The 21,315-nt window shown below is 40.1% G+C and carries 20 protein-coding genes, 16 tRNA genes and 1 rRNA gene; 4 read left to right on the forward strand and 33 right to left on the reverse strand.

Annotated features, from left to right (window positions below; translation table 11 throughout):
• Positions 1 to 264: 264 nt before the first annotated feature.
• Positions 265 to 2,070 carry a M3 family oligoendopeptidase gene (locus QE450_RS15305; RefSeq protein ID WP_307300348.1) on the reverse strand — a complete coding sequence of 602 codons (1,806 nt, stop codon included), beginning with the start codon at positions 2,068 to 2,070 and terminating at the stop codon, positions 265 to 267.
• 215 nt (positions 2,071 to 2,285) lie between these two features.
• Between QE450_RS15305 and QE450_RS15310 the strand changes: the two genes are divergently transcribed.
• On the forward strand, positions 2,286 to 2,438 hold the full coding sequence (locus QE450_RS15310) for a YycC family protein (protein WP_204826853.1): 153 nt from the start codon (positions 2,286 to 2,288) through the stop codon (positions 2,436 to 2,438).
• 2 nt (positions 2,439 to 2,440) lie between these two features.
• The gene (locus QE450_RS15315; RefSeq protein WP_273613534.1) at positions 2,441 to 2,674 is read left to right on the forward strand and encodes a hypothetical protein; all 234 of its coding nucleotides are present in this window, start codon (positions 2,441 to 2,443) and stop codon (positions 2,672 to 2,674) included.
• Between the two features lie 78 nt (positions 2,675 to 2,752).
• Here QE450_RS15315 and QE450_RS15320 read toward each other — a convergent pair whose 3' ends face one another.
• Together QE450_RS15320 and QE450_RS15325 are read right to left on the reverse strand one after the other, a co-directional pair.
• Positions 2,753 to 3,466 carry a DUF2225 domain-containing protein gene (locus tag QE450_RS15320; RefSeq protein WP_204826855.1) on the reverse strand — a complete coding sequence of 238 codons (714 nt, stop codon included), beginning with the start codon at positions 3,464 to 3,466 and terminating at the stop codon, positions 2,753 to 2,755.
• A 24-nt stretch (positions 3,467 to 3,490) separates the two neighbouring features.
• Entirely contained in the window at positions 3,491 to 3,868 is a 378-nt protein-coding gene (locus QE450_RS15325; protein WP_273613535.1) for a globin domain-containing protein, read from the reverse strand.
• 548 nt (positions 3,869 to 4,416) lie between these two features.
• On the opposite strand from QE450_RS15325, the gene QE450_RS15330 reads away from it, so the two are divergent.
• Positions 4,417 to 5,223 (forward strand): NAD kinase, encoded by an 807-nt coding sequence (locus tag QE450_RS15330; RefSeq protein ID WP_204826857.1) that lies wholly within the window; start codon positions 4,417 to 4,419, stop codon positions 5,221 to 5,223.
• A 101-nt stretch (positions 5,224 to 5,324) separates the two neighbouring features.
• Here QE450_RS15330 and QE450_RS15335 read toward each other — a convergent pair whose 3' ends face one another.
• Together QE450_RS15335 and lipA are read right to left on the reverse strand one after the other, a co-directional pair.
• Entirely contained in the window at positions 5,325 to 5,906 is a 582-nt protein-coding gene (locus QE450_RS15335; protein ID WP_307300352.1) for a YutD family protein, read from the reverse strand.
• A 21-nt stretch (positions 5,907 to 5,927) separates the two neighbouring features.
• On the reverse strand, positions 5,928 to 6,821 hold the full coding sequence (gene lipA, locus QE450_RS15340; protein WP_273613541.1) for a lipoyl synthase: 894 nt from the start codon (positions 6,819 to 6,821) through the stop codon (positions 5,928 to 5,930).
• A gap of 229 nt (positions 6,822 to 7,050) precedes the next feature.
• Between lipA and QE450_RS15345 the strand changes: the two genes are divergently transcribed.
• Positions 7,051 to 8,292 (forward strand): multidrug effflux MFS transporter, encoded by a 1,242-nt coding sequence (locus QE450_RS15345; RefSeq protein ID WP_373461987.1) that lies wholly within the window; start codon positions 7,051 to 7,053, stop codon positions 8,290 to 8,292.
• A 145-nt stretch (positions 8,293 to 8,437) separates the two neighbouring features.
• On the opposite strand, the gene QE450_RS15350 is transcribed toward QE450_RS15345, so the two are convergent.
• From QE450_RS15350 to rrf, 28 genes are all read right to left on the reverse strand, one after another.
• Entirely contained in the window at positions 8,438 to 9,232 is a 795-nt protein-coding gene (locus QE450_RS15350) for a TrmH family RNA methyltransferase (RefSeq protein ID WP_274171910.1), read from the reverse strand.
• Positions 9,229 to 9,927, reverse strand: a complete 699-nt coding sequence (locus QE450_RS15355) for a potassium channel family protein (protein ID WP_307302729.1) — start codon at positions 9,925 to 9,927, stop codon at positions 9,229 to 9,231. Before QE450_RS15355 ends, QE450_RS15350 begins: the two co-directional genes overlap by 4 nt.
• Positions 9,928 to 9,935: 8 nt before the next feature.
• Positions 9,936 to 11,519 carry a peptide chain release factor 3 gene (locus QE450_RS15360; RefSeq protein WP_273616355.1) on the reverse strand — a complete coding sequence of 528 codons (1,584 nt, stop codon included), beginning with the start codon at positions 11,517 to 11,519 and terminating at the stop codon, positions 9,936 to 9,938.
• 410 nt (positions 11,520 to 11,929) lie between these two features.
• Entirely contained in the window at positions 11,930 to 13,486 is a 1,557-nt protein-coding gene (gene zwf / locus QE450_RS15365) for a glucose-6-phosphate dehydrogenase (protein WP_273613543.1), read from the reverse strand.
• 140 nt (positions 13,487 to 13,626) lie between these two features.
• Complete coding sequence (locus tag QE450_RS15370) at positions 13,627 to 14,277, reverse strand: response regulator (RefSeq protein WP_273613544.1); 651 nt, start codon at positions 14,275 to 14,277, stop codon at positions 13,627 to 13,629.
• 4 nt (positions 14,278 to 14,281) lie between these two features.
• Complete coding sequence (locus tag QE450_RS15375) at positions 14,282 to 15,343, reverse strand: sensor histidine kinase (RefSeq protein WP_307300357.1); 1,062 nt, start codon at positions 15,341 to 15,343, stop codon at positions 14,282 to 14,284.
• A 185-nt stretch (positions 15,344 to 15,528) separates the two neighbouring features.
• A complete protein-coding gene (gene liaF / locus QE450_RS15380) occupies positions 15,529 to 16,197 on the reverse strand; it encodes a cell wall-active antibiotics response protein LiaF (protein ID WP_273613546.1) in 669 nt (222 codons plus the stop codon).
• Positions 16,198 to 16,369: 172 nt separating this feature from the next.
• The gene (locus QE450_RS15385) at positions 16,370 to 17,107 is read right to left on the reverse strand and encodes a PspA/IM30 family protein (protein WP_274171904.1); all 738 of its coding nucleotides are present in this window, start codon (positions 17,105 to 17,107) and stop codon (positions 16,370 to 16,372) included.
• A 1-nt stretch (position 17,108) separates the two neighbouring features.
• Positions 17,109 to 17,609: a PspC domain-containing protein gene (locus tag QE450_RS15390; RefSeq protein ID WP_301264077.1), complete on the reverse strand. Its 501-nt coding sequence runs from the start codon at positions 17,607 to 17,609 to the stop codon at positions 17,109 to 17,111.
• 1 nt (position 17,610) lies between these two features.
• Positions 17,611 to 18,282: a PspA/IM30 family protein gene (locus QE450_RS15395; RefSeq protein ID WP_307300362.1), complete on the reverse strand. Its 672-nt coding sequence runs from the start codon at positions 18,280 to 18,282 to the stop codon at positions 17,611 to 17,613.
• A 270-nt stretch (positions 18,283 to 18,552) separates the two neighbouring features.
• Complete coding sequence (locus QE450_RS15400; protein ID WP_274171902.1) at positions 18,553 to 18,882, reverse strand: hypothetical protein; 330 nt, start codon at positions 18,880 to 18,882, stop codon at positions 18,553 to 18,555.
• Positions 18,883 to 19,435: 553 nt separating this feature from the next.
• Positions 19,436 to 19,515, reverse strand: a tRNA-Leu gene (locus QE450_RS15405).
• Positions 19,516 to 19,571: 56 nt separating this feature from the next.
• Positions 19,572 to 19,648: transfer RNA gene (locus QE450_RS15410), tRNA-Arg, on the reverse strand.
• 18 nt (positions 19,649 to 19,666) lie between these two features.
• Positions 19,667 to 19,740: transfer RNA gene (locus QE450_RS15415), tRNA-Cys, on the reverse strand.
• Positions 19,741 to 19,758: 18 nt separating this feature from the next.
• Positions 19,759 to 19,833 (reverse strand) — tRNA-Gly (locus QE450_RS15420).
• 29 nt (positions 19,834 to 19,862) lie between these two features.
• Positions 19,863 to 19,937: transfer RNA gene (locus tag QE450_RS15425), tRNA-Gln, on the reverse strand.
• A gap of 8 nt (positions 19,938 to 19,945) precedes the next feature.
• A tRNA-His gene (locus tag QE450_RS15430) sits at positions 19,946 to 20,018 on the reverse strand.
• A 31-nt stretch (positions 20,019 to 20,049) separates the two neighbouring features.
• Positions 20,050 to 20,123: transfer RNA gene (locus QE450_RS15435), tRNA-Trp, on the reverse strand.
• Between the two features lie 7 nt (positions 20,124 to 20,130).
• Positions 20,131 to 20,215: transfer RNA gene (locus QE450_RS15440), tRNA-Tyr, on the reverse strand.
• A 19-nt stretch (positions 20,216 to 20,234) separates the two neighbouring features.
• Positions 20,235 to 20,310: transfer RNA gene (locus tag QE450_RS15445), tRNA-Thr, on the reverse strand.
• 22 nt (positions 20,311 to 20,332) lie between these two features.
• A tRNA-Phe gene (locus QE450_RS15450) sits at positions 20,333 to 20,408 on the reverse strand.
• Positions 20,409 to 20,504: 96 nt separating this feature from the next.
• Positions 20,505 to 20,580: transfer RNA gene (locus QE450_RS15455), tRNA-Asp, on the reverse strand.
• 7 nt (positions 20,581 to 20,587) lie between these two features.
• A tRNA-Met gene (locus QE450_RS15460) sits at positions 20,588 to 20,661 on the reverse strand.
• A 25-nt stretch (positions 20,662 to 20,686) separates the two neighbouring features.
• Positions 20,687 to 20,762 (reverse strand) — tRNA-Val (locus QE450_RS15465).
• 101 nt (positions 20,763 to 20,863) lie between these two features.
• Positions 20,864 to 20,935, reverse strand: a tRNA-Glu gene (locus tag QE450_RS15470).
• Positions 20,936 to 20,942: 7 nt separating this feature from the next.
• Positions 20,943 to 21,034: transfer RNA gene (locus QE450_RS15475), tRNA-Ser, on the reverse strand.
• A gap of 3 nt (positions 21,035 to 21,037) precedes the next feature.
• Positions 21,038 to 21,113 (reverse strand) — tRNA-Asn (locus QE450_RS15480).
• Between the two features lie 52 nt (positions 21,114 to 21,165).
• Positions 21,166 to 21,282: ribosomal RNA gene (rrf, locus tag QE450_RS15485) — 5S ribosomal RNA — on the reverse strand.
• Between the last annotated feature and the right edge of the window lie 33 nt (positions 21,283 to 21,315).

The following is a 21,315-nucleotide window of genomic DNA, read 5'->3' on the forward strand; positions in this document are numbered from 1 at the left end:
ATTATAGTGCCAATTTAAAGTCTGATCAATACTATTTTTAACAATTAGGTACTTTTTACTACTATTCGACAAAAATCGATTATTATTCCTATATTTACCTACGATTTTATTCACTATTTAACGGAATAATTGGATTTTACTAGGTTGATATGATTTAAATAAAAAAAGATATTCACTGCATTCTTTTCGATCAAGAACACAACGTGAATATCTTTTTTTATTTATTTTATGCTTATTATTGATTATCTATGCTAGTCTAGCAGATTACTTGTTGACCTGTTCAGCGGTCATATTCATAAATAATTCGACATCAGCAATACTTACATTCATCGCATTTTGCCAGAAGTCCGGTTGAGTCAGATCTACACCTAAATGTTTTTGTGCTAACTCTTCTACGCTCATACGCCCTGTATCTTGCAATAGTGCATCATATTTCGCAGCAAAGCTTGCTCCTTCTTGCTGAGCTAGTGCATAGATGCCTGTACTGAACATATATCCAAATGTATACGGATAATTGTAGAAAGGTACCCCTGTAATATAAAAATGAAGCTTGGATGCCCAGAAATGTGGATGATATGAAGACAATGTATCACAATAGGCTTCACGTTGTGCTTCTTCCATCAAGCGATTAAGTTCATCTGTACTTACTGTACCACTACGACGTTGCTCGTAAAAACGTGTCTCAAATAAGAAACGTGAATGAATATTCATAAAGAATGCGATACTACGTTGAATTTTATCTTCTAACAAAGACACTTTTTCCTCTTCATTTTGAGCTTGTTTCACTAGAGAATCAGCTACGATCATTTCAGCAAATGTAGAAGCTGTCTCGGCAACATTCATTGCATACCCCTGGCTAAATGCAGGCAGATCGTTCATCACATGTTGATGATATCCATGTCCTAGCTCATGCGCTAACGTCGACACATTGGATGCTGTGCCACTGTAAGTCATAAAGATACGTGTTTCTTTACTTAATGGTAAAGACGTGCAGAACCCGCCTGGACGCTTGCCAGCACGATCTTCAGCCTCGATCCAGCGTTGATTAAAAGCATGTTCTGCAAAATCAGCCATTTCAGGATTGAATTTGCGGAATTGATCAACAATAATTTTGGCAGCATCATCATAATCGACATGACTATCTACCGTACTGATTGGTGCATCTACATCATTCCAGCTCAATTGATCAACGCCTAGAATTTGCGCTTTGCGTTTTAGATAATCGACAAACACCGGTTTATTTTGCACAATTACATTCCACATCGCTGATAACGTTTGGTCAGACATTCGGTTAATCGCTAGCGGTTCTTTTAACACTTGTTCCCAGCCACGACGTTCATATAATTTCAAGCGGAAGCCGGCAAGATGATTAAGCGTATCGGCGCAATAATCTTCGGCATTGCCCCATGCTTCTTCCCATTTACGGAACATCTCTTCGCGTACTTCACGATTGGTATCGTTCATTTTATTAGCTGCTTGACCTGCGGATAACATCACTGTTTTGCCATCTTGTTCAAACGGAATCTGGATATGGCTTACAATCGTATCATATAATTTACTCCAACCATGATAACCATCCACACCAAGATCTAACGCCAATCCTTCCAGTTCTGGAGCCATTTTCTCTCGCGCTAGTGAACGATTCTCTGTCAGATAAAAAGAAATCGGTGCAATCTCAGGACGACTGACCCATTGCTGGAAGACATCATCTGCTGTTGCAGCTAGTAAGCTATGGAAACGTACAAATACGCCTTGCAGATTAGCGGACATCGTAGAGATTGATGATCCCAGACGATTTGCTTCTTTATCTGTTTGATCTTGAGCTGTCAGACAACCGACAAAAGAAGAGGCTTCACGCAGACGAATACGTGTAGCTTGTAGTTGATCTAACAATCTATCATATTGTTCAGTCTCTGTAACATTTTGAGGTGCTGTCATCGACTCTAATTGCTGATATAATGCTTGAATATCTTGAGATAATGTTTGCAAAAAAGTCTGCAATTGTTCTGAACTGGAACCTCCAGCAAAAATCGTTTCTAAATTCCATGTAGGTTGAATAGGATGGTTCATCATAGCACACCTTTCTGTATCTGCCTGTGAATAGACATATGTTGGAATAATTGATTATTTTGCTTGTAGCTACAAGTATGCCGATTATTGGCTACAATTTCAAATCTATGTATAAATCATAACAAATATAATGCTTGATTTACTGTACCATCGTCAAGTGGGTATAAGTATAGTATACTCTAAATCATCATATTCCAAGATAGGAGGGAAGCTTTATGCAACCACTACAGATCTCAGCAGATACCGCAGTCAAATTGGCGGAAAAGCTGAATGTACCTTTAGAACAACTGATGCATATGCCCAAGCATATCCTGCTTCAAAAAATTGCTGAACTGGCAAAAGAAGACGAAAAAGGCGGCAACGAATAATTATGATTCCTTTTAATCAGACCTGGCCTTACGACATTATTATGAATGATATTTATGTTCATGAATGTCCATTTTGTCAGGCAGAAAATATAATTTTACCACTCAAACCAAAAGAGTTAATTTCGATCCATGAAGGCAAAAAAAAATTACTGGTGTTCCCTTGTTGCAGTAATCGAATCACTTTGTTAGATACCGATTCAGATTATTTGTTAGCAGATACAGTCCTTCGTCACTAATATTCGATCGCATATGTATAGATATTGTAATAATAGCGGACAACTCTAAAGATCATTAGAGTGCCCGCTATTTGTGATTTATGATTCTTTCATTTCCTCTGGCAAATCCATGTTTTTGGATAACATTTGTTCTCGCAATAGAGCCCATTGTTCACGCGAAGCTCGAATCATCGCCGAGTCTGTAATCCGTTTATCATGAATAACACGCGAAAACCATTTAACCGCTTCGTTAAATTCACCAAGTCGGCGGTGTAATTCACCGATCAGATATAATAACTTGGCATCCCCACCACTAACACTTTCAATCTGATACACTTTAATATAAGAATCCAGACAATAGCGTAAAAAGCGAAGTTCTTGCTCTGTTTCACCACCATAGCGATGAATCCAAGCAATATGTTGAAGAAAGCTTGCTATGATGCGTTCTCGATCCCCGATGGCTTGTGCACACATTAATGCGAATTTGTAAGATTCTAACGCTTGCTCTCTAGTACGATGTCCACCCATATCACGCTTGATCAATCGACTGCCGATCTGCTCCATATACAGTTCACGCTGACGATCTGTTAATGTGGCTTGTGAATTTTCAGTAGATGCAAATCCACAATGCGGGCACATCCGTACAACATAAAAATCAGGATTTTCATGCTGATAATAAGCACAAAAGTCAGAGTCACGTCTGGAAGCTCTTTTCATACTTGGACGAACACGACTTGTTTTGAATTCTTCATCACACTGTGGACAGGTGATTTTTATCGTATATAACGGCTCTAACTCTGTTGTCCCCTCCATCTAACCCACTTCCCCCAAATCAAATTAATGCGTATTTACAAAATGATGAGCCGGTCCTGATAAACGATCTACCACAAATACACGTAATTCGTCTTCAATATTTAGCTCCTTCAAAGCTTCATTCATACAGGCTAACCAGGCATCTGCTTTTTCATCGGTAATCGGAAACGCCATATGACGCGCTCTCATCATCGGATGACCATAAGCTTCAGAGAAAAGCGCTGGCCCTCCGAAAAATTGAGAAAGAAACATATATTGTTTCTCCATCACAGGATTGATATCTTCAGGAAAAAGCGGACCAATTAAAGGATCACGCTGTACTTTAGGATAAAAAGCTTCGACCAAGCGCTTGATTCCATCTGCTTCGCCTAGCAATACATACAAAGATTGATCAAATTTCACTATCGCTCGCCAACTTTCTTTCTATACGTCATGTGTCAAATTATATCATAAAAAAGACGCCAAAGATTTCTTTAGCGTCTTTAATCAATGTATAATATATGAAAAAAATATAATGTAAAATACAAGTGCGGTCTAGGTCAATACATGCTTCGATCTTCTTCACCAGATTGAACAAAAGAAGCACGAATGACGTACACGAATAGACATACGAGAATACCGGCAAGAATGCTTGTAGTCATGTTCATCACTCCATTCTAAGTGTGTACTAACAATCATTGACAATTCCGACGACCATTTATACCTTTATTTTATCATACCTTTTTGCAGAATATAACCCTTTTTGCAAACGCTTTCTTTAACAATTAGATTACAAACTCTTTACAGAAGCCTACATTATGTCGGTTATGTATCAGTCATATGACTAAACCCTATTTATTTTAAAATAGATTTACAGTTAAACATTGTGTTCCGCTCAAGAATTGATTATCATCGAAGGTGAGTATATTTACAAAGGATTTAACGATAAAGGACAAAGGAGCTTTCCAAACTTGAGATACTATGTGCTTGATCGTGGAGATCAATTATCTATCGAACTGAGCGAGCAATTCCATAAGCTTGCTGCCGAACGCGGATTTCAGCTAGATGCTGAATCACCAGAGATCGTCGTATCTATTGGTGGAGACGGAACTATGCTTCATGCGTTTCACACATTTATCGATCATATCCCAGATTTAGCATTTGTCGGTATTCATACCGGACATTTAGGATTTTATGCTGACTGGAAAGCAGATGAATTGGCTGATTTGGTTAATTTTATGGCGGGTGAGTCATCAACATCAGATCGTCATCCCAAAATCGTCAAATATCCATTAATTGAATTGGATATTCAGACCAAGAGCGGAACAACTCATCATACGGTACTTAACGAATTTACACTCAAAGGGGTAGACGGAACGACAGTTGTCGCTCAAGTCGATATCAACGATGAGATTTTTGAAATGTTCCGTGGTGACGGAATCTGTGTATCTACACCTTCGGGAAGTACTGCGTATAACAAAGCACTTGGTGGCGCTATGGTACATCCAACGATTGAAGCTCTTCAGATCGCTGAGATTGCTTCGATCAATAACCGAATTTATCGTACACTCGGTTCTTCGTTAATGTTACCCAAGCATCACCATTGTGATATTCATTCACGCAAACCACAAAAGCTACAATTGACAATGGATCATTTAAATATGTCATTTGATGATCTGATTTCTATTCGTTGTCAGGTTTCCAAAAAGCAAGTAAGCTTTGCACGTTATCGTCCTTATCCATTTTGGAATCGTGTACGTCAATCATTTCTAGGATAAATAAGAACGGTAATACCATATGACTTTAGCTGTATCTAAAAAAAGCTTCCAAACGCCACTGTGATTGTGGAGTTGGAAGCTTTTTGTGTTAAACGAGGAAATTAAGATTTGGAACTTTCTTCGCTTGGTTTTACGTCTGTCTCGACTTCTGTATGACTTTCTACAGATGAAGGTTGTACAGGCTCTGTAGAAGGCTCTACAGGCTTTTCTGTAACAGGTACTTCTACTGTTTCAACAACAGGTGCTACCGGAGTTGCAGGCACGACTGGAGCAGAGGCAGGCACAGCTTTGGAAGCTGCTTTATCCTGCTTATCTTTTTTGGAATGATTTCCTTGTCCTCTAGACGATTTCTCGGATTTCTCAGACTTTTCTGCTTTTTCTCCATTAGCTGGCTTCGGTGGCTCTGCAACTTCTTTTGTTTTTTGCAATACAAAATAAGCACAACCAAAGTTACAGTATTCATTAATATATTCAGTCAAGCTGGATAAAGAAGTATCTTTACCGGCTTTGGGATGTCCATCACGATAAAATCCTTTGAGACGCAATTGATTATAACCCCAGTCTCCTAGAATATAATCATACCGATCCAATACTTCACTATATCGTTCACGGAATATTTCTGCATTCCAACCATCACGATGCTCTTTAATAATTTCGTATGTTTTACCGCCGATTTGAATCAAGGTTCTCCCGCCTTTCAGCATTTAGACCGTCGAGGTTTCCTTCGACTTCGATGCGGATTGAACCTGTTCATGCGCATGATAGGAACTACGGACAAGCGGACCAGACTCAACATGACTGAATCCACGCTTTAATCCTTCTTCTTTTAAAATTGCAAATTCATCAGGAGTATAATATTTAGCCACATCCAAATGTTTTGGTGAAGGCTGCAAATATTGTCCAATCGTCATAATATCGCAATCCATGGCACGAAGGTCATCCATTGTTTTTAAAATTTCATCCCATTCCTCACCTACACCTAGCATAATACTAGATTTGGTTGGAATCGAAGGTTGTAGTGTTTTGGAGTTACGTAACAATTCCATAGAACGAGGATATTTAGCTCTTGCACGAACACGATCAGACATCCGTTCCACTGTTTCAATATTATGATTTAGAATATCCGGTTTAGCATCCATAACAATTTTTAGTGAATCAATATCTCCCATAAAGTCAGGGATCAATACTTCCACACTACAAAGTGGTAAACGCTTGCGAACTGCACGAATCGTTTCCGCAAAAATATGTGCTCCGCCATCTTTCAGATCATCACGGGCTACACTTGTAATTACACAATGTTGAAGCCCCATATTTTCAGCCGCTTCCGCAACCCTTTCTGGCTCTTGCAAATCAAGCTCCGTAGGCATCCCCGTATTGACTGCACAAAAACGACAAGCACGTGTACAAATATCTCCCAAAATCATAAAAGTAGCTGTACGATTCGCCCAGCACTCATAAATGTTAGGACAGCGTGCTTCCTCGCAGACGGTATGAAGAGTTTTGGAACGCATCATACTTTTAATTTCCTGATAGTTACTGTCATTGGTCATCTTGATTTTGATCCATTCAGGTTTCGGTTGTTTGGCTTTAGTGGACAAGATAGTTGACCTTCCTTCCTCGGGTGTAATTGGCTTTCAGGATGTTACAATCTTTTGGGATTTATTATAGCACGAATTAATGCATACCGAAATATTAGGCTTTCCTACTATACTTTATTCGTTTACACTAAATACTATTGTAAGGATGTATAGCGATCTATTTGTCTGAACATCCATTAGCTAAAATATAAATATAGTCGCATATACTATGCGGTGATAGAAGAAAGGAATGAGAACATTAATGAACAAAGCTTCATCTAATCAACCTTTAACAGCATCTTCCTTAACCCGTTCGAAACGGTTATGGATTGCTTTGATTTTAGGTTCTTTATCTGCGTTTGCTCCATTATCAATTGATATGTACTTACCTGCTTTGCCTACGCTAGCCGAACATTTGAATACCAATGCTTCGCTGGCACAACTCAGTCTAACTGCTTGCCTGCTCGGTCTGGCATTCGGACAATTACTTGTCGGGCCACTAAGCGATGTAAAAGGTAGACGTGCTCCGCTGATCATCTCATTGATCTTATATACCGTAGCATCGCTGTGCTGTGCATTAACGCAAAGTATCGGTCTACTGATTGTACTACGCTTTATACAAGGCGTGACAGGAGCTGCTGGCATTGTGATCTCGCGTGCTGTAGTACGTGATCTGTACTCAGGGCATGAACTCACCAAGTTCTTCTCGCTTTTGATGCTTATTAACGGTGTAGCTCCAATCGCTGCTCCAATTATCGGGGGCGCATTGCTCAAATTTGTACCGTGGCAAGGTATTTTTATTGTTTTAGCGGTTATCGGGGCAGTGATGTTATTTATGGTGTTGTTTGGCTTACCGGAGACATTACCCAATGAACGTAAAGCTTCTGGTGGACTAAGCTCCACACTGCGTACATTTGGACGATTGATCCAAGATCGTCATTTTATCGGATTCGCTTTATCACAAGCTTTTATTACCGCCGCAATGTTTGCTTATATTGCAGGTTCTCCTTTTGTGGTGCAGAAGATATTCGGTGTATCTGCACAAGGATTTAGTTTGTTTTTTGCTATGAATGGATTAGGCATTGTCATTTTCGCTCAATTAGCAGGTCGTCTATCTGGTAAATATGGCGAATTGGCTATTTTGAAAATCAGTCTAGGGATCGCTTTTACAGCTGCTTTATTGTTATTGATTATTGCGCTGGCTGGTGGTGGACTGTTCCCTATTGCTGCGATGTTATTCTTTGTTGTGTCTTGTGTAGGCTCTGTAGGAGCTACATCGACTTCACTCGCGATGCAAAGTCAGGGCAACGCCGCAGGAAGCGCTTCTGCGCTGTTAGGACTGCTTCCACTTCTATTAGGTGGAGCGGCTTCTCCATTAGTGGGACTTGGTAGTGGGCTGACTGCTGTGCCGATGAGTGTGGTTATTTTGGTAGCCGAAGTGCTCGCTGTACTTTGCTTTATCAGTTTGGTGAAAAGACCTGCAAAAGTATAAATATTTTCGTTTTTTTGCAAGACTGCTATTGTATAAAATGTATATTATGCTTTACGCCATACTAACACGGTAGCTAAGACAAAAAAGGAACTTCTCTTTTTAGATGAAGTTCCTTTTTGTTATATTTAATCTTTATAGTAGATGATTAAGATATCCGCTGACGCATCGCTTCAAATAACAGTATCGTCGATGCCATCGCCGCATTTAGCGATTCTGCTTGTCCTTGCATCGGAATCAAAATATGCTGATCCACTAACTGCGATACTTCTGCTGAAATGCCTTTGCCTTCATTGCCGATCACGATCCAAGCGCCTGCTGTAAAATTAAATTCATAACAAGATTGACTGGCTTGTAACGATGTACTGAGCACTAGATGCCCTTTTTGCTTCGCAACAGGTAACAGTTCACTAAGATCACTTTCAATCACAGGCAAATGAAACAAGGAACCCATCGTCGAACGAATCGTTTTGGGATTATACAGATCAGCGCAACCTTTACCAAGTACAATACCAGTTGCCCCTGCCGCATCACTACTACGAATAATCGTGCCCACATTGCCCGGATCTTGTACATTATCCAGTACCATCACTAGACTATGCTCTATCTCAAGCAAGCGATCTGTGAGCGCATTACGTTTGTATACAATAGCAAAAACAGGCTGTGGCGTTTTGGTATCTGTACATTTGGCAAGTATAGCTTCAGATACCGCAATATACTGAGCTCCACCAGAATAATGAGCGATATCTTCGCGCAACTCAGCAGGAATGCCTTTCTCTGTATCATAGACGATACAATCGATATCCCAATCACTGCGAAGAACTTCGCTCACTAGATGAATACCTTCTACAATAAATTTACCCTGCTTATCCCGATGCTTTTTCTCAAGCAATTGCGCCCATTCCTTGACTTTAGCATTCTGGGTCGATAGAATTTCGGTCATTCTTCCAGACCTAATTCCATTTTAAGCAGATCATTTTTTTGTCCAACAATAACCAGAATATCATCCGGTTTGAGACGCTCATCCGGTGAAGGCGCAATATTCATCTGACTGCCACGTTTGATCGCCATTACATTACAGCTATATCTGACACGAATATTGAGTTCTTTTAGATTCGAACCGATCATCGGCTCAGACGCTTTCATTTCCACTATGCTGTAATCTTCTGATATTTCGATATAATCTAGCACATTCGGTGATGTTAAATGATGCGCTACCCGCACACCCATATCACGTTCCGGGAAAATGACTTTGTCTGCACCGATCCGAGTTAATACTTTACCATGCAGTTCATTTTGTGCTTTCACCAGAATCGTTGGAATATCCATTTCTTTAAGAATCAGTGTTGTTAAGATACTGGATTGAATATCTTCTCCAATCGCAACAACGACTACATCAAAGTTACGTAATCCCAATGAGCGCAAAGCTTCTTCATCGGTAGAATCAGCTGTTACGGCTTGAGTTACGATTTTGGATACTTCTTGTATACGGTGTTCATCTGAATCGATAGCCAATACGTCAAAGCCCATTTCACTCAATGTTTTGGCAATGCTAGAACCAAAGCGTCCGATACCAATAATGGCATACTGCTTTCTAGGCATATTGTAACCTCCAAGCTTTTCATAAGCATATGCTATATTTCTGATTAAGGAGCCATTTCCAAAAACTGAGCATCTGGATTTTTGTCGATTGCTGTACGCATCGCATACTCATTTTCAAATAGGACAACATGATTTCCTTTTTTATCTTTAACCAGTGTAGAGTTGATACGGAATTTGGAAGCATCTACTTTATCTGTAATAATCCAGCGTGCAAATTGGAAAGGCATCCGTTGCAATTGTACATCTACACCATACTCATTTTTCATCCGATATTCAAATACTTCAAATTGCAGTTGTCCTACTACGCCTAGAATCGTTTCATCAAAGCTAACAGTATTAAATACTTGGATCGTACCTTCTTCTGTCAACTGATCGATTCCTTTTTGGTACTGCTTGTGCTTAAGTGCATTTTTTACAGTCACTTTAGCAAAAATCTCAGGCGAGAACGTAGGCAATTCGTCGAAAATAATATCCGAACCCTGACTTAACGAATCTCCTATACGGAAAATACCTGGATCGAACAAACCAACAATATCGCCAGGATAAGCCGTTTGGACAATATCACGATCCTGTGCCAAAAATTGTTGTGGTTGTGCCAGTTTGATCTCTTTACCTACACGTACATGACGAACACTCATACCACGTTCGAACTTACCGGATACTACACGTAAAAAGGCAATCCGGTCACGGTGAGCTGGATTCATATTCGCTTGAATTTTAAATACATATCCACTGAACTTATCATTCATTGGATCGATCATACCTGCTGTACTACGACGGGGTTCTGGTTTGGGTGCAAGCTCCAAGAAATTTTCTAAGAATGTCTGCACACCAAAGTTATTAACTGCACTACCGAAAAAGATAGGCGTTAATTCACCACGTAATACTTTATCGTAATCAAAAGGATCACCTGCTACATCCAACAACTCAATATCTTGGCAAAGTTGATCATACAAAAACTCGCCAGCCATTTCTTTAATAATTGGATCACGATAATCTTCTACTTTTTGCACTTCAATTGTAGAATGGTCTTTCCCATTAAACAATTCAACCTGTGTTTTCATCCGATCATAGACACCAGACAGCTCGCGTCCCATACCGATCGGCCAGTTCATAGGTACAGAACGAATACCTAGTACTTGCTCTAATTCTTCCATCAATTCAAAAGGACTTTGTCCTTCGCGGTCTAATTTGTTAATAAAAGTAAAGATTGGAATACCACGTTGAGCACATACTTTAAATAGTTTGATCGTCTGTGCTTCTACACCTTTAGCAACGTCAATCAACATCACTGCTGCATCTGCCGCAGTTAATGTACGATACGTATCTTCACTAAAATCTTGGTGACCCGGTGTATCCAGTATATTAATACGATGTCCATTATAATCGAATTGCATCACTGAAGAAGTAACCGAGATACCCCGTTGCTTCTCAATCGCCATCCAGTCACTGGTCGCATGTTTATTTGCTTTACGAGCTTTAACCGAACCCGCTTCACGGATAGCGCCCCCGAATAGCAATAATTTTTCTGTTAATGTTGTTTTCCCGGCATCCGGGTGAGATATAATGGCAAACGTTCTGCGTTTGTCGACTTCATTTTGCAAAGCTTGATCTATCGTTTTACTCATTTCCACGTTCCCTTCTCCTCTTGGTTCATCCCTCTATTATAACACATTTACGACACAAAATAAGAGAAGAAATCGCGGACGCTTCCTATTTGTCGCTACGTCGGAACGATTCTACATAGCTCACGATTTCCGCATCTTCTTTCCTCAACAAAAAGATCAGACTTGTCTTGAGTTCGTCCAACCTGCGTATCTCTGCGTCAATCTCTTCAAGTTGAGTACGGACTGCTTCTTTTAACATGTCAATTCCTGTTTCACGACCAAGTAACCGAAGGCTATCCCCGATGTTTATCTTTTATAAAAGTCTCTCTTTCTAGCATACTTCAAAACAAAAAAGCCGCTTCCTCACTGCCAAATAGCAGTAAAGGAAACGACTTACTTACACATATAGCAAAACTAGATAACCATCAGCGTTAATTGCTACTTCCCATTTGCCAGATCACATCATCTTCATCTTGACCATTCACAGGCCACCAATGATATCCATCTTGCTGAAGCAATAGATGAGTTGCATCGGGTCCCCAAGAACCGGCAGGGTATGGTTTTACATCTGTAGGGTTCTGTGCCCATGCATCCGCAATATGATCGATAAAGCTCCAAGCCGCAGATACTTCATCCCAACGGGTAAAGTATGTCGAATCTCCTTGGGCTGCATCTTCGATCAAGCTTTCATACGCTTCTGGCGAGTTGATTCCGATCATACAACTTTGACAGAAATCCATCGCAAGCGGTTGAATTTCAGAATCAGAACCTGGTTTTTTAGCATTGATTTTGATATAAATACCTTCCATTGGATTGACACGAATAACCAATAGATTCGGCTCTAGATTATGACGCTGTCCAAGATATACATTTGTTGGTGTCCGCTTGAATTCAACAATAATTTCCGTTGTTTTGACAGGTAGACGTTTACCAGTACGAATATAGAAAGGTACACCTGACCAGCGGAAATTATCTACAAATAATCGTGCTGCAAAATACGTTTCTGTATTAGAAGCAGGATCTACTTTGTCTTCTTCACGATATCCAGGTAATGTTTTACCTTTAGATTCACCTGCTGTATATTGACCACGTACTACATTTTGATCCACTTCTTCTGGTGTCATATATGCACGAAGAGAACGAAGCACTTTTACTTTTTCATCATGAATATCTTCAGGTAATAGACGACTTGGCGGTTCCATCGCGATCATCGCTAACATTTGCAACATATGGTTCTGTCCCATATCACGCAATGCACCGGAATGATCATAATATCCACCACGTTCTTCGACTCCGACCGTTTCACTAAGCGTAATCTGAATATTTGAAATATGCTGATTGTTCCACAACGGTTCAAAGAAAGCATTCGCAAATCGAATCACTTCGATATTTTGCACCATTTCTTTACCCAAATAGTGGTCAATCCGATAAATTTCATCTTCTTCAAACACTTCATTGATCTCTGCATTAAGTTTGCGTGCAGATTCCAGATCATATCCGAAAGGCTTCTCAATCACCAGACGATTCCAGCCTGTACCATCCATCATGCCACCTGCACGAAGGTTAAGCGATACACTGCCAAATAGTTCAGGTGCAAGTGCTAAGAAAAAGAATCGGTTGCCTGGGATACCGTACTTATTCTCAATCACTTCTGTTTGTTCTTTTAACTCTTGGAAACCGGCGACATTGTTAATATCTAACGATTTATATTCAAAATGTTCTGCAAATCGAGTCCAATCTTCTTCGGCTCCGATCTTGTAGCGACAAAACTCTATGATAGACTGATGGAGATCTTCCCGAAATTCTTCATTGGTACGCGGTCGACGCGCTACACCAATGACTGCAAAATCCTCTGCAAGTTTACCTTCACGATACAAACTATAAATAGCAGGAAACAATTTACGTCTTGCCAAATCCCCGGTTGCTCCAAAAATGAAAAATACCGCACTTGGTGTCTGCAATGTCTCAAGATTTTGTTTTCCAGTCATAGCTCCTCAACTTTCTATGTAAAATCTGTAATGTGGTAAACGTATTCTACCATAATTACCCTATCTATCGCTATCTGACCACTATAAGAAGTACTTATATCTTTTGCAAATAAAATTGATACCTGTACGCAAATAGTGTATCACTCGGCTAATCCGTTTTTATACGCATAAATTGCAGCCTGTGTGCGATCTTCTACACCTAACTTGGCTAGCAAATTTGTTACATGGAATTTGACCGTTTTGATACCGATAATTAATTCATCTGCAATATCTTGATTGGATTTACCTTGTGCTAGTAAGCGAAGGACATCCATTTCACGATCTGTTAATTCTTCATGAAGTGCACGTTCAAGTGGCTCACGAAAGCGACTCATCATTTTAGAAGCCACCTGTGATTCCAGCACCGATTGTCCTCTAGCAGCAGCTCGAATAGCATCTGCTATTTCACTTGCACGCGATGTTTTAAGCAAATAACTGAAAGCACCTGCTTCGATCACAGGATACATTTTTTCATCATCCAAATAACTTGTCAGTACAATCACTTTACAATCAGAGTTGATCTGCAATACACGTCTTGTTGTTTCGATACCGTCCATACCTTCCATCACAAGATCCATTAGAATGACATCCGGTTTGTATTCTTGTGCAAGACGAATCCCTTCTTCTCCGTTACTTGCTTCACCCACCACTTCAATACCGTCTTCTGTGTCTAGTACAGCCGCAAGTCCAATACGAACCATCTCATGATCGTCGACTAATAATACTTTGATCAATTGCTCATCGTTTTCCATTGTATTATCCCCACCTGCTTTCTTCCGTATTTAAAGTCACAATCGGAATCACAATCTCTATACGTGTTCCTTTTCCAGGAGCAGTTATGTATTGAATAGTGCCTCCGAGTTCATTTGTTCGTTCTCTCATTGTAGATAAGCCGTAAGAAGCTTGTTTGGTTTCGTTTAATTCAAATCCGATCCCATCATCTTTCAAAGTTACCCGTACAGAATCTACCTTTTGCACGATCCGAATCTCCATTCGCTCGGCTTTGGCATGACGTAGTGTATTTGATAAAGACTCCTGTACAATACGGAAAATATGATTTTCTACTCCTTTTAACAACCGTAGGTCATCATCCATATCCAAAGTAATTTCCATCGGAATTTTGGCTTGTAATTCGCGAATTAATTCCCGTAACCCCTGAGATAGACGCTTCCCTTCTAAATATACAGGGCGAAGATGCAATAGTAGCGCTCTCATTTCTGATTGTGCAACAGATGACATTTCTTCGATTAATTCAACCTGACGCTTAGCACGGGCTGGATTACTATCAAAAGTACGTCCTATCGCTGTCGCTGTCATCGAAATCGCAAACAACTGCTGAGAGACTGCATCATGCAATTCTCGCGCTAAACGCTGACGTTCTTCGATAATAGCTGTAATTCTAGCTTGTTCTGCCAATTGCGCATTGTTAGTAGATAAACGTTGCAGACTACTGATCTGATCTTCCCACTTTTTACCGATGCGATCAATTTGCTCACCCAGTCGTGACCATTCATCATTGCCCCATTGAGGAGCCGCTTGCGACCAATTGCCTTTTTCCCACATCAATAACGTATCCCGTAATTTATCCAGACGCATTTTGAGCCTAAGCGCATGATACAAACCATATAATGCACCTACAACAATAACCGGTACCAATAACGCTGCACCAGTCTGTAATAAAGAAGGCCATGATAAATCTATTTTCAAATGACCAGAGGTATATAGTACATAGATAATAATAACCAGTAATAAGAAGGACAATAAAACCCCTTCACTCATACTGCGGACAATCAAGTCAGCAGGTTTTCTTTTTTTCACGTATCAAGTCCTCCTGCTTTTCTGACTTTTAAAAAATTTAGTACCTTTTATCCATTCATTAGCTTGATAGAAATAGCATACTTGCTACTGCTACTGCTACTGCTACTGCTACTGCTACTGCTACTGCTACTGCTACTGCTACTGCTACTGCTACTGCTGTAAAAGTCTACTTTTGTATAAACATATTACGAGGATAATCGAATATTTAAATCTCCTGCAATATACGAAATAACCAACTTCACTTTTTGTTTACTGGTAGCATAATTAGCAGATTTCCATTGCAATCGATTTTGCACTCCTTGTTGCCGTTCTGCTATAGGATATCCATTCGATTCACAGCCAATCTGACCAAACAATAAATATGCTTCAATTTCTACACCATAATCTTCTGGTATCGAAAAGTCCAGATCTCCTAATATTCCTTGAAAATAAAGAACAGTCTCCGATTCATCAGGCATAGCCAGCGATAGATCACAATCAATATCTCCGATAGCATGCCATGAACTAGAACTTTGCATCATCCACGGTTCACGATCATAACGCATATTTGTGATAAATCCTTGTTTCAAACGATAAGGTTGTCCCCGATGTGCTTTATTAGCATGTACATAAAACCATCCTAGCGATATCAAAGTAACCCCGACCACAATCATCAAATGATCTAATAACAATAACCCTAATCCTATACCACCGAAAATATACCCTTGTCTCATCGCTCCACTACGTAAACGCATAATTCCAATTAGCAACAAAAGAAGTGCGGCAACCGTAAAAAAGCCAAATGATACACCCAAAAGCACCTGCAAGCCAATCGCAATTAATAAAACTGCAAATATTTTTCTTTTTCTCCCCATAACCGCACCTCCTTTACTGCTAATAATAGAAAAGCCATACCCGCATGATGACACATACGCTGTATGGCTTCGCCTGTTCTAGCATATCATATTGTCATTTTAATAACTATGATTTACATCTATGAATAGCTATATAACATCTATGAACACTTAGTCTGCTCAAAAGAACAAATTAATATTGTGTATCTTCTTTAGAAAGAGATGGACCTTCAGATGGATTAGATTCAATAGTTTTAGGTGCTAATTTACTTTTCAGCAAATTCAATTGCTCATCCACTCTAAGTTGTTTTTCTGCATCTTCTGCACTCACATACGGGCTTGATCCATAACCAGAACGGTAAGGAGCACGCATTACATCTGCTTCTGCTTCCATTTGCATGATTTTTTCTTCCATGCGGTTAAATCCAAGCGAAGCGCCGCCTTTATCAATTGAATTTACAGAACTTACTTGAGCCATTTGTTTTTTCGCTTTTGCCATTTGAGCACGAGAAACCAATTCATTACGTTTGTTACGCATTTTGTAGAATTCGTCTTTCATTTCATGCAATTGGTTCATCATATCTGTCACTTGCTCTTTAGCTTGGCTGTGCATTTCAGAATACTCAGTGAATTTTTGATCAAAATACAACTTTTCTTCTAGCAGTTTACGTGCCACTTCTTCTTGACCATTTTTAAGTGCAGCGGTTGCTTGGCTTTCACGTTGCATACCTACACGTGCAGCTTCGTCAAAACGTTGTTTCATACGACGTTCATTTGCCATTTGTTTAGCTACAGTAACCTCTGCTTGATGAATTTCTGCTTCCATATCACGCAGATATTGATTTAACATTACAATTGGATCTTCTACCTTATCTAGTAAATCATTCACCGATGCCTTAGTCATATCTTTCAATCTTTTAAAAACTCCCATATTATAAATCTCCCTTCTCATATTGAGCGACTTTTTTTCTTAATTGTTCTACTTCTTTACGTAAAGCTTTATTTTCAATACCTTCCATCATCGAATCAAGATCACCATTTGATTTGGATGTCTGATCTGGAGCTTGTTGTGGAGGGCGATTTTTCCCAAAATAACGAGAATTGCTTTTGTGTGGAGCATCATACGTATTAGGTTCATACGCATTTTGTGAAGTACCCCAGTATCCGCCATAACTTTGACGCGGACCATAACGATCTTCTTGATATTCTTCATGAAAAGGACTTTGTTCAAAAGGACGATATACTGGCGGTTGTTTAGGTACAATCAGTGCAGCAATAATATAGATCAACACTGTCGTTGTTCCAGTAAAAGGAATACTTAATATTAACAGAACCCGCAACAACGTAGGATTAATCTGAAAATATTCAGCTAGACCGCCACTAAGTCCCGTCAAAATCCGATCATGATTTGAACGATATAACTTCGGACGCATATTACTCCTCCTTACGATCTGCATCAAGCTTACGTCTTAACCGTTCCAATTCCTCATCTAACGACACACCATTCGTTGTGCCTGAAACAGAAGAATAAGAATCACCATTTCGCAAATCCCGTAATGCTTTGGCTTCAATCTCCCAATCGGAAATGCGATCTTCTAATCGTCCAAATGCTTGTGGTGTGCTTTGTACCGCATTACCAAAACGACGATTCATCTGTTGTTGCAAACGAAGAGTCTCCATACGAGCATAATAATACTCACGTTTGCTATAGACTGCTTGGTACTCTGATTTTAATGTATTTAATTGAGCCTGTACTTCTCGCAAAGCTTCTGTATTTTGATCCAACAATTCAGAATACTGATTTTCTTTTTCTTCATACATCACTTTTTCTTGCAAAGCCATACGAGCCAAATCTTCTTCTTCAGCCTGTAGAGCTAACATCGCTTGTTCTTCGCGCTTTTGACGCATCGCAGATGCCTGATCTACATGTTGTTTTAACTGACGTGTATGTTGAGTCACATGATGTTGCAATTGTTCAGCTTCTGTAATAGCACGTCGTGTATCTAAAAGAAATTGATCAATCATTCTCACAGGATCTTGACTCTGTTCTAATCTTTCATTTAAAGTAGCCACTGTAATATCACGTACACGTTTAAAAACGTTCATGAATAATTGCTCCCTCCCTTGCTTGATCACAAGTGATCTTTTTTGATATTCATCTATATCGTATTGCATCATATCGAACAAGTATGAATAACAGATGAAATCAACTATTACTAATATTTTACTACTTTTTTCAAAAATAACTTACAATATTTCGTAATAACATCTTATTATCTTTATATCGTACAATATAAATCGCTTTATTAGAATGTTACCCATTCACAGCCTGTACATCAACAATAAGAAGTGATTTACATAAAGAATATGATCTGTTTAGAACATTCTATTCTGTTCTTGTTGATGATGACGATTTTTTAGTAATGAATAACCCCACCATATTAATGCGATTCCAATAGCAGGCCCGATAATCCAAGACAATTTAGCAAATAGGATACATGCACCTATAACGGATAATGCAATTCCCAAAAATCGATGTCCGCTTTGTAAAGCATAATATCCAAGTACAAGTAATGCGACTGGGAATAATAGTCCTATCAGATAACTGAGTAGACTATGTACTTCGGGTAAAAATTTGCCAAAAACCATCAACACACCGATGAAAATTAATGCAAAAGCAGCTATACTTTTACGATTTATGCGCAAATGTTCCACCTCCTTTACCTCGTTATTGGTATTCATCATTTTCGGTATACGCTTCTTAGATGTTGATCTTTAGCCAGATAACAATACTTTAAGATTGTAAAGCAAGTACCTTTTCACTTTCCTATCTGGTTGTAGCAAATTTTGTCTTTGCCTTATATACACATTGTAAAGTAGAATTGTATTCTGCAAAATGGACTACAGGTGGTTTTTTATCCTAGACCTTAGACGGGGAGCCCTTGTGCATTATCAGATTAACTTATACATATATTCAATTTAAGTACATACTACATACTACATACTACATACTACATACTACATACTACATACTACATACTACATACTACATACTACATACTACATACTACATACTACATACTACATACTACATACTACATACTACATACTACATACTACATACTACATACTACATACTACATACTACATACTACATACTACATACTACATACTACATACTGAACAAGTATGCTGTGTGATTCTAAAAAAGCAAATAAAAAAAGCACCAGATCAAATGATCTAGTGCTTTTCATGTGTATGCCGGTGAAGGGACTCGAACCCCCACGGTTTCCCTCACGATTTTGAGTCGCGCGCGTCTGCCAATTCCGCCACACCGGCTAAGTAAAAATAATGCTATTTTTTTGGTACTTCCATTTAAAACATAAGAGCTAAAATGGCGCGCCCTAAGAGATTCGAACTCCTGGCCTTTTGATTCGTAGTCAAACGCTCTATCCAGCTGAGCTAAGGGCGCAAGAATTTAAAAAATAACTGGAGGCGCCACCCAGATTCGAACTGGGGATAGAGCTTTTGCAGAGCTGTGCCTTACCACTTGGCTATGGCGCCATATTATATTGTAAAATTTGGAGCGGACGATGGGAATCGAACCCACGACCCTCGCCTTGGCAAGGCGATGCTCTACCGCTGAGCCACGTCCGCTTACATATCATTTAAGTAAAAGTAAATAATGGCTGGGGATATAGGATTTGAACCTATGCATGACGGAGTCAAAGTCCGTTGCCTTACCGCTTGGCTAATCCCCAATAAAAAGGGCGACCGATGGGACTTGAACCCACGAATGCCGGAGTCACAGTCCGGTGCGTTAACCCCTTCGCCACGATCGCCATGCTATAAAATAAATCATTAATGTTATATTGGCAGGGGCAGCAGGAATTGAACCCACACTAACGGTTTTGGAGACCGTTGTTCTACCTTTAAACTATGCCCCTTCAAAACTGGTGGAGGCTGATGGATTCGAACCACCGAACTCGGAGAGAACAGATTTACAGTCTGCTGCGTTTGGCCACTTCGCTAAGCCTCCACAATAAATAAAAAAAAGATGGTGCCGGCGAGAGGATTTGAACCCCCGACCTACTGATTACAAGTCAGTTGCTCTACCAACTGAGCTACACCGGCAAGTGTTATACATTAAGCTAAATGGTGGCTCGGGACGGAATCGAACCGCCGACACGAGGATTTTCAGTCCTCTGCTCTACCGACTGAGCTACCGAGCCGTAGTCTAATGTATTGCTGTGTGTCGACTCTTCTACTCAATCACGATGATAACCATCTATTAATGTAGTGAGTTGATACTTTTATAAAGCAATTAATGGCGGAACCGACGGGATTTGAACCCGCGATCTCCTGCGTGACAGGCAGGCATGTTAACCCCTACACCACGGTTCCAGATTAATTGCGGGGACAGGATTTGAACCTGTGACCTTCGGGTTATGAGCCCGACGAGCTACCGGACTGCTCCACCCCGCGTCATTTTTCTTACTATAGTATTCTATGGTGGAGGTTGACGGGATCGAACCGCCGACCCTCTGCTTGTAAGGCAGATGCTCTCCCAGCTGAGCTAAACCTCCATTGTGACACAAAACATATTATATCATTTTTTGATTAGCATTGTCAAGTTATTTTTATAAGCAATGTTACTAAACTTAACAATGTAATGAAAGAAAAGATATGACCCGTAGGGGACTCGAACCCCTGTTACCTCCGTGAAAGGGAGGTGTCTTAACCACTTGACCAACGGGCCTTACTTGTGGCGGAGAGAGAGGGATTCGAACCCTCGAGACGCTTGTGACGCCTACACGATTTCCAATCGTGCTCCTTCGGCCAACTCGGACACCTCTCCATATGGCTCCCCGAACAGGACTCGAACCTGTGACAACTCGATTAACAGTCGAGTGCTCTACCAACTGAGCTATCAGGGAATAGTCACCGTTTCGCCGGATCTCTCCTCGAAACGGTCAATCGTCTTGCTTCGCTTGGCAACGTCCTACTCTCCCAGGACCCTGCGGTCCAAGTACCATCGGCGCTGGAGGGCTTAACGGTCGTGTTCGGGATGGGTACGTGTGGAACCCCTCCGCCATCATTACCAAACGTGCAGGTGTGTTGCTCCCTGAAAACTGAATC

It is taken from the genome of Paenibacillus sp. SORGH_AS_0306 (assembly GCF_030819345.1).
GTDB classification, from domain to species: domain Bacteria; phylum Bacillota; class Bacilli; order Paenibacillales; family Paenibacillaceae; genus Saccharibacillus; species Saccharibacillus kyungheensis.

Bases quoted from the DNA above. Each gene is read 5' to 3' on its own strand.
- QE450_RS15390 (WP_301264077.1), bottom strand. From the start codon at position 17,609: ATGCGTCCGAAGTTATATCGTTCAAATCATGATCGGATTTTGACGGGA.
- QE450_RS15305 (WP_307300348.1), bottom strand. From the start codon at position 2,070: ATGAACCATCCTATTCAACCTACATGGAATTTAGAAACGATTTTTGCT.
- QE450_RS15310 (WP_204826853.1), top strand. From the start codon at position 2,286: ATGCAACCACTACAGATCTCAGCAGATACCGCAGTCAAATTGGCGGAA.
- QE450_RS15320 (WP_204826855.1), bottom strand. From the start codon at position 3,466: ATGGAGGGGACAACAGAGTTAGAGCCGTTATATACGATAAAAATCACC.
- zwf (WP_273613543.1), bottom strand. From the start codon at position 13,486: ATGACTGGAAAACAAAATCTTGAGACATTGCAGACACCAAGTGCGGTA.
- QE450_RS15385 (WP_274171904.1), bottom strand. From the start codon at position 17,107: ATGGGAGTTTTTAAAAGATTGAAAGATATGACTAAGGCATCGGTGAAT.
- QE450_RS15315 (WP_273613534.1), top strand. From the start codon at position 2,441: ATGATTCCTTTTAATCAGACCTGGCCTTACGACATTATTATGAATGAT.
- QE450_RS15370 (WP_273613544.1), bottom strand. From the start codon at position 14,277: ATGGAAAACGATGAGCAATTGATCAAAGTATTATTAGTCGACGATCAT.
- QE450_RS15350 (WP_274171910.1), bottom strand. From the start codon at position 9,232: ATGACCGAAATTCTATCGACCCAGAATGCTAAAGTCAAGGAATGGGCG.
- liaF (WP_273613546.1), bottom strand. From the start codon at position 16,197: ATGGGGAGAAAAAGAAAAATATTTGCAGTTTTATTAATTGCGATTGGC.
- QE450_RS15360 (WP_273616355.1), bottom strand. From the start codon at position 11,519: ATGAGTAAAACGATAGATCAAGCTTTGCAAAATGAAGTCGACAAACGC.
- QE450_RS15345 (WP_373461987.1), top strand. From the start codon at position 7,051: ATGAGAACATTAATGAACAAAGCTTCATCTAATCAACCTTTAACAGCA.
- QE450_RS15395 (WP_307300362.1), bottom strand. From the start codon at position 18,282: ATGAACGTTTTTAAACGTGTACGTGATATTACAGTGGCTACTTTAAAT.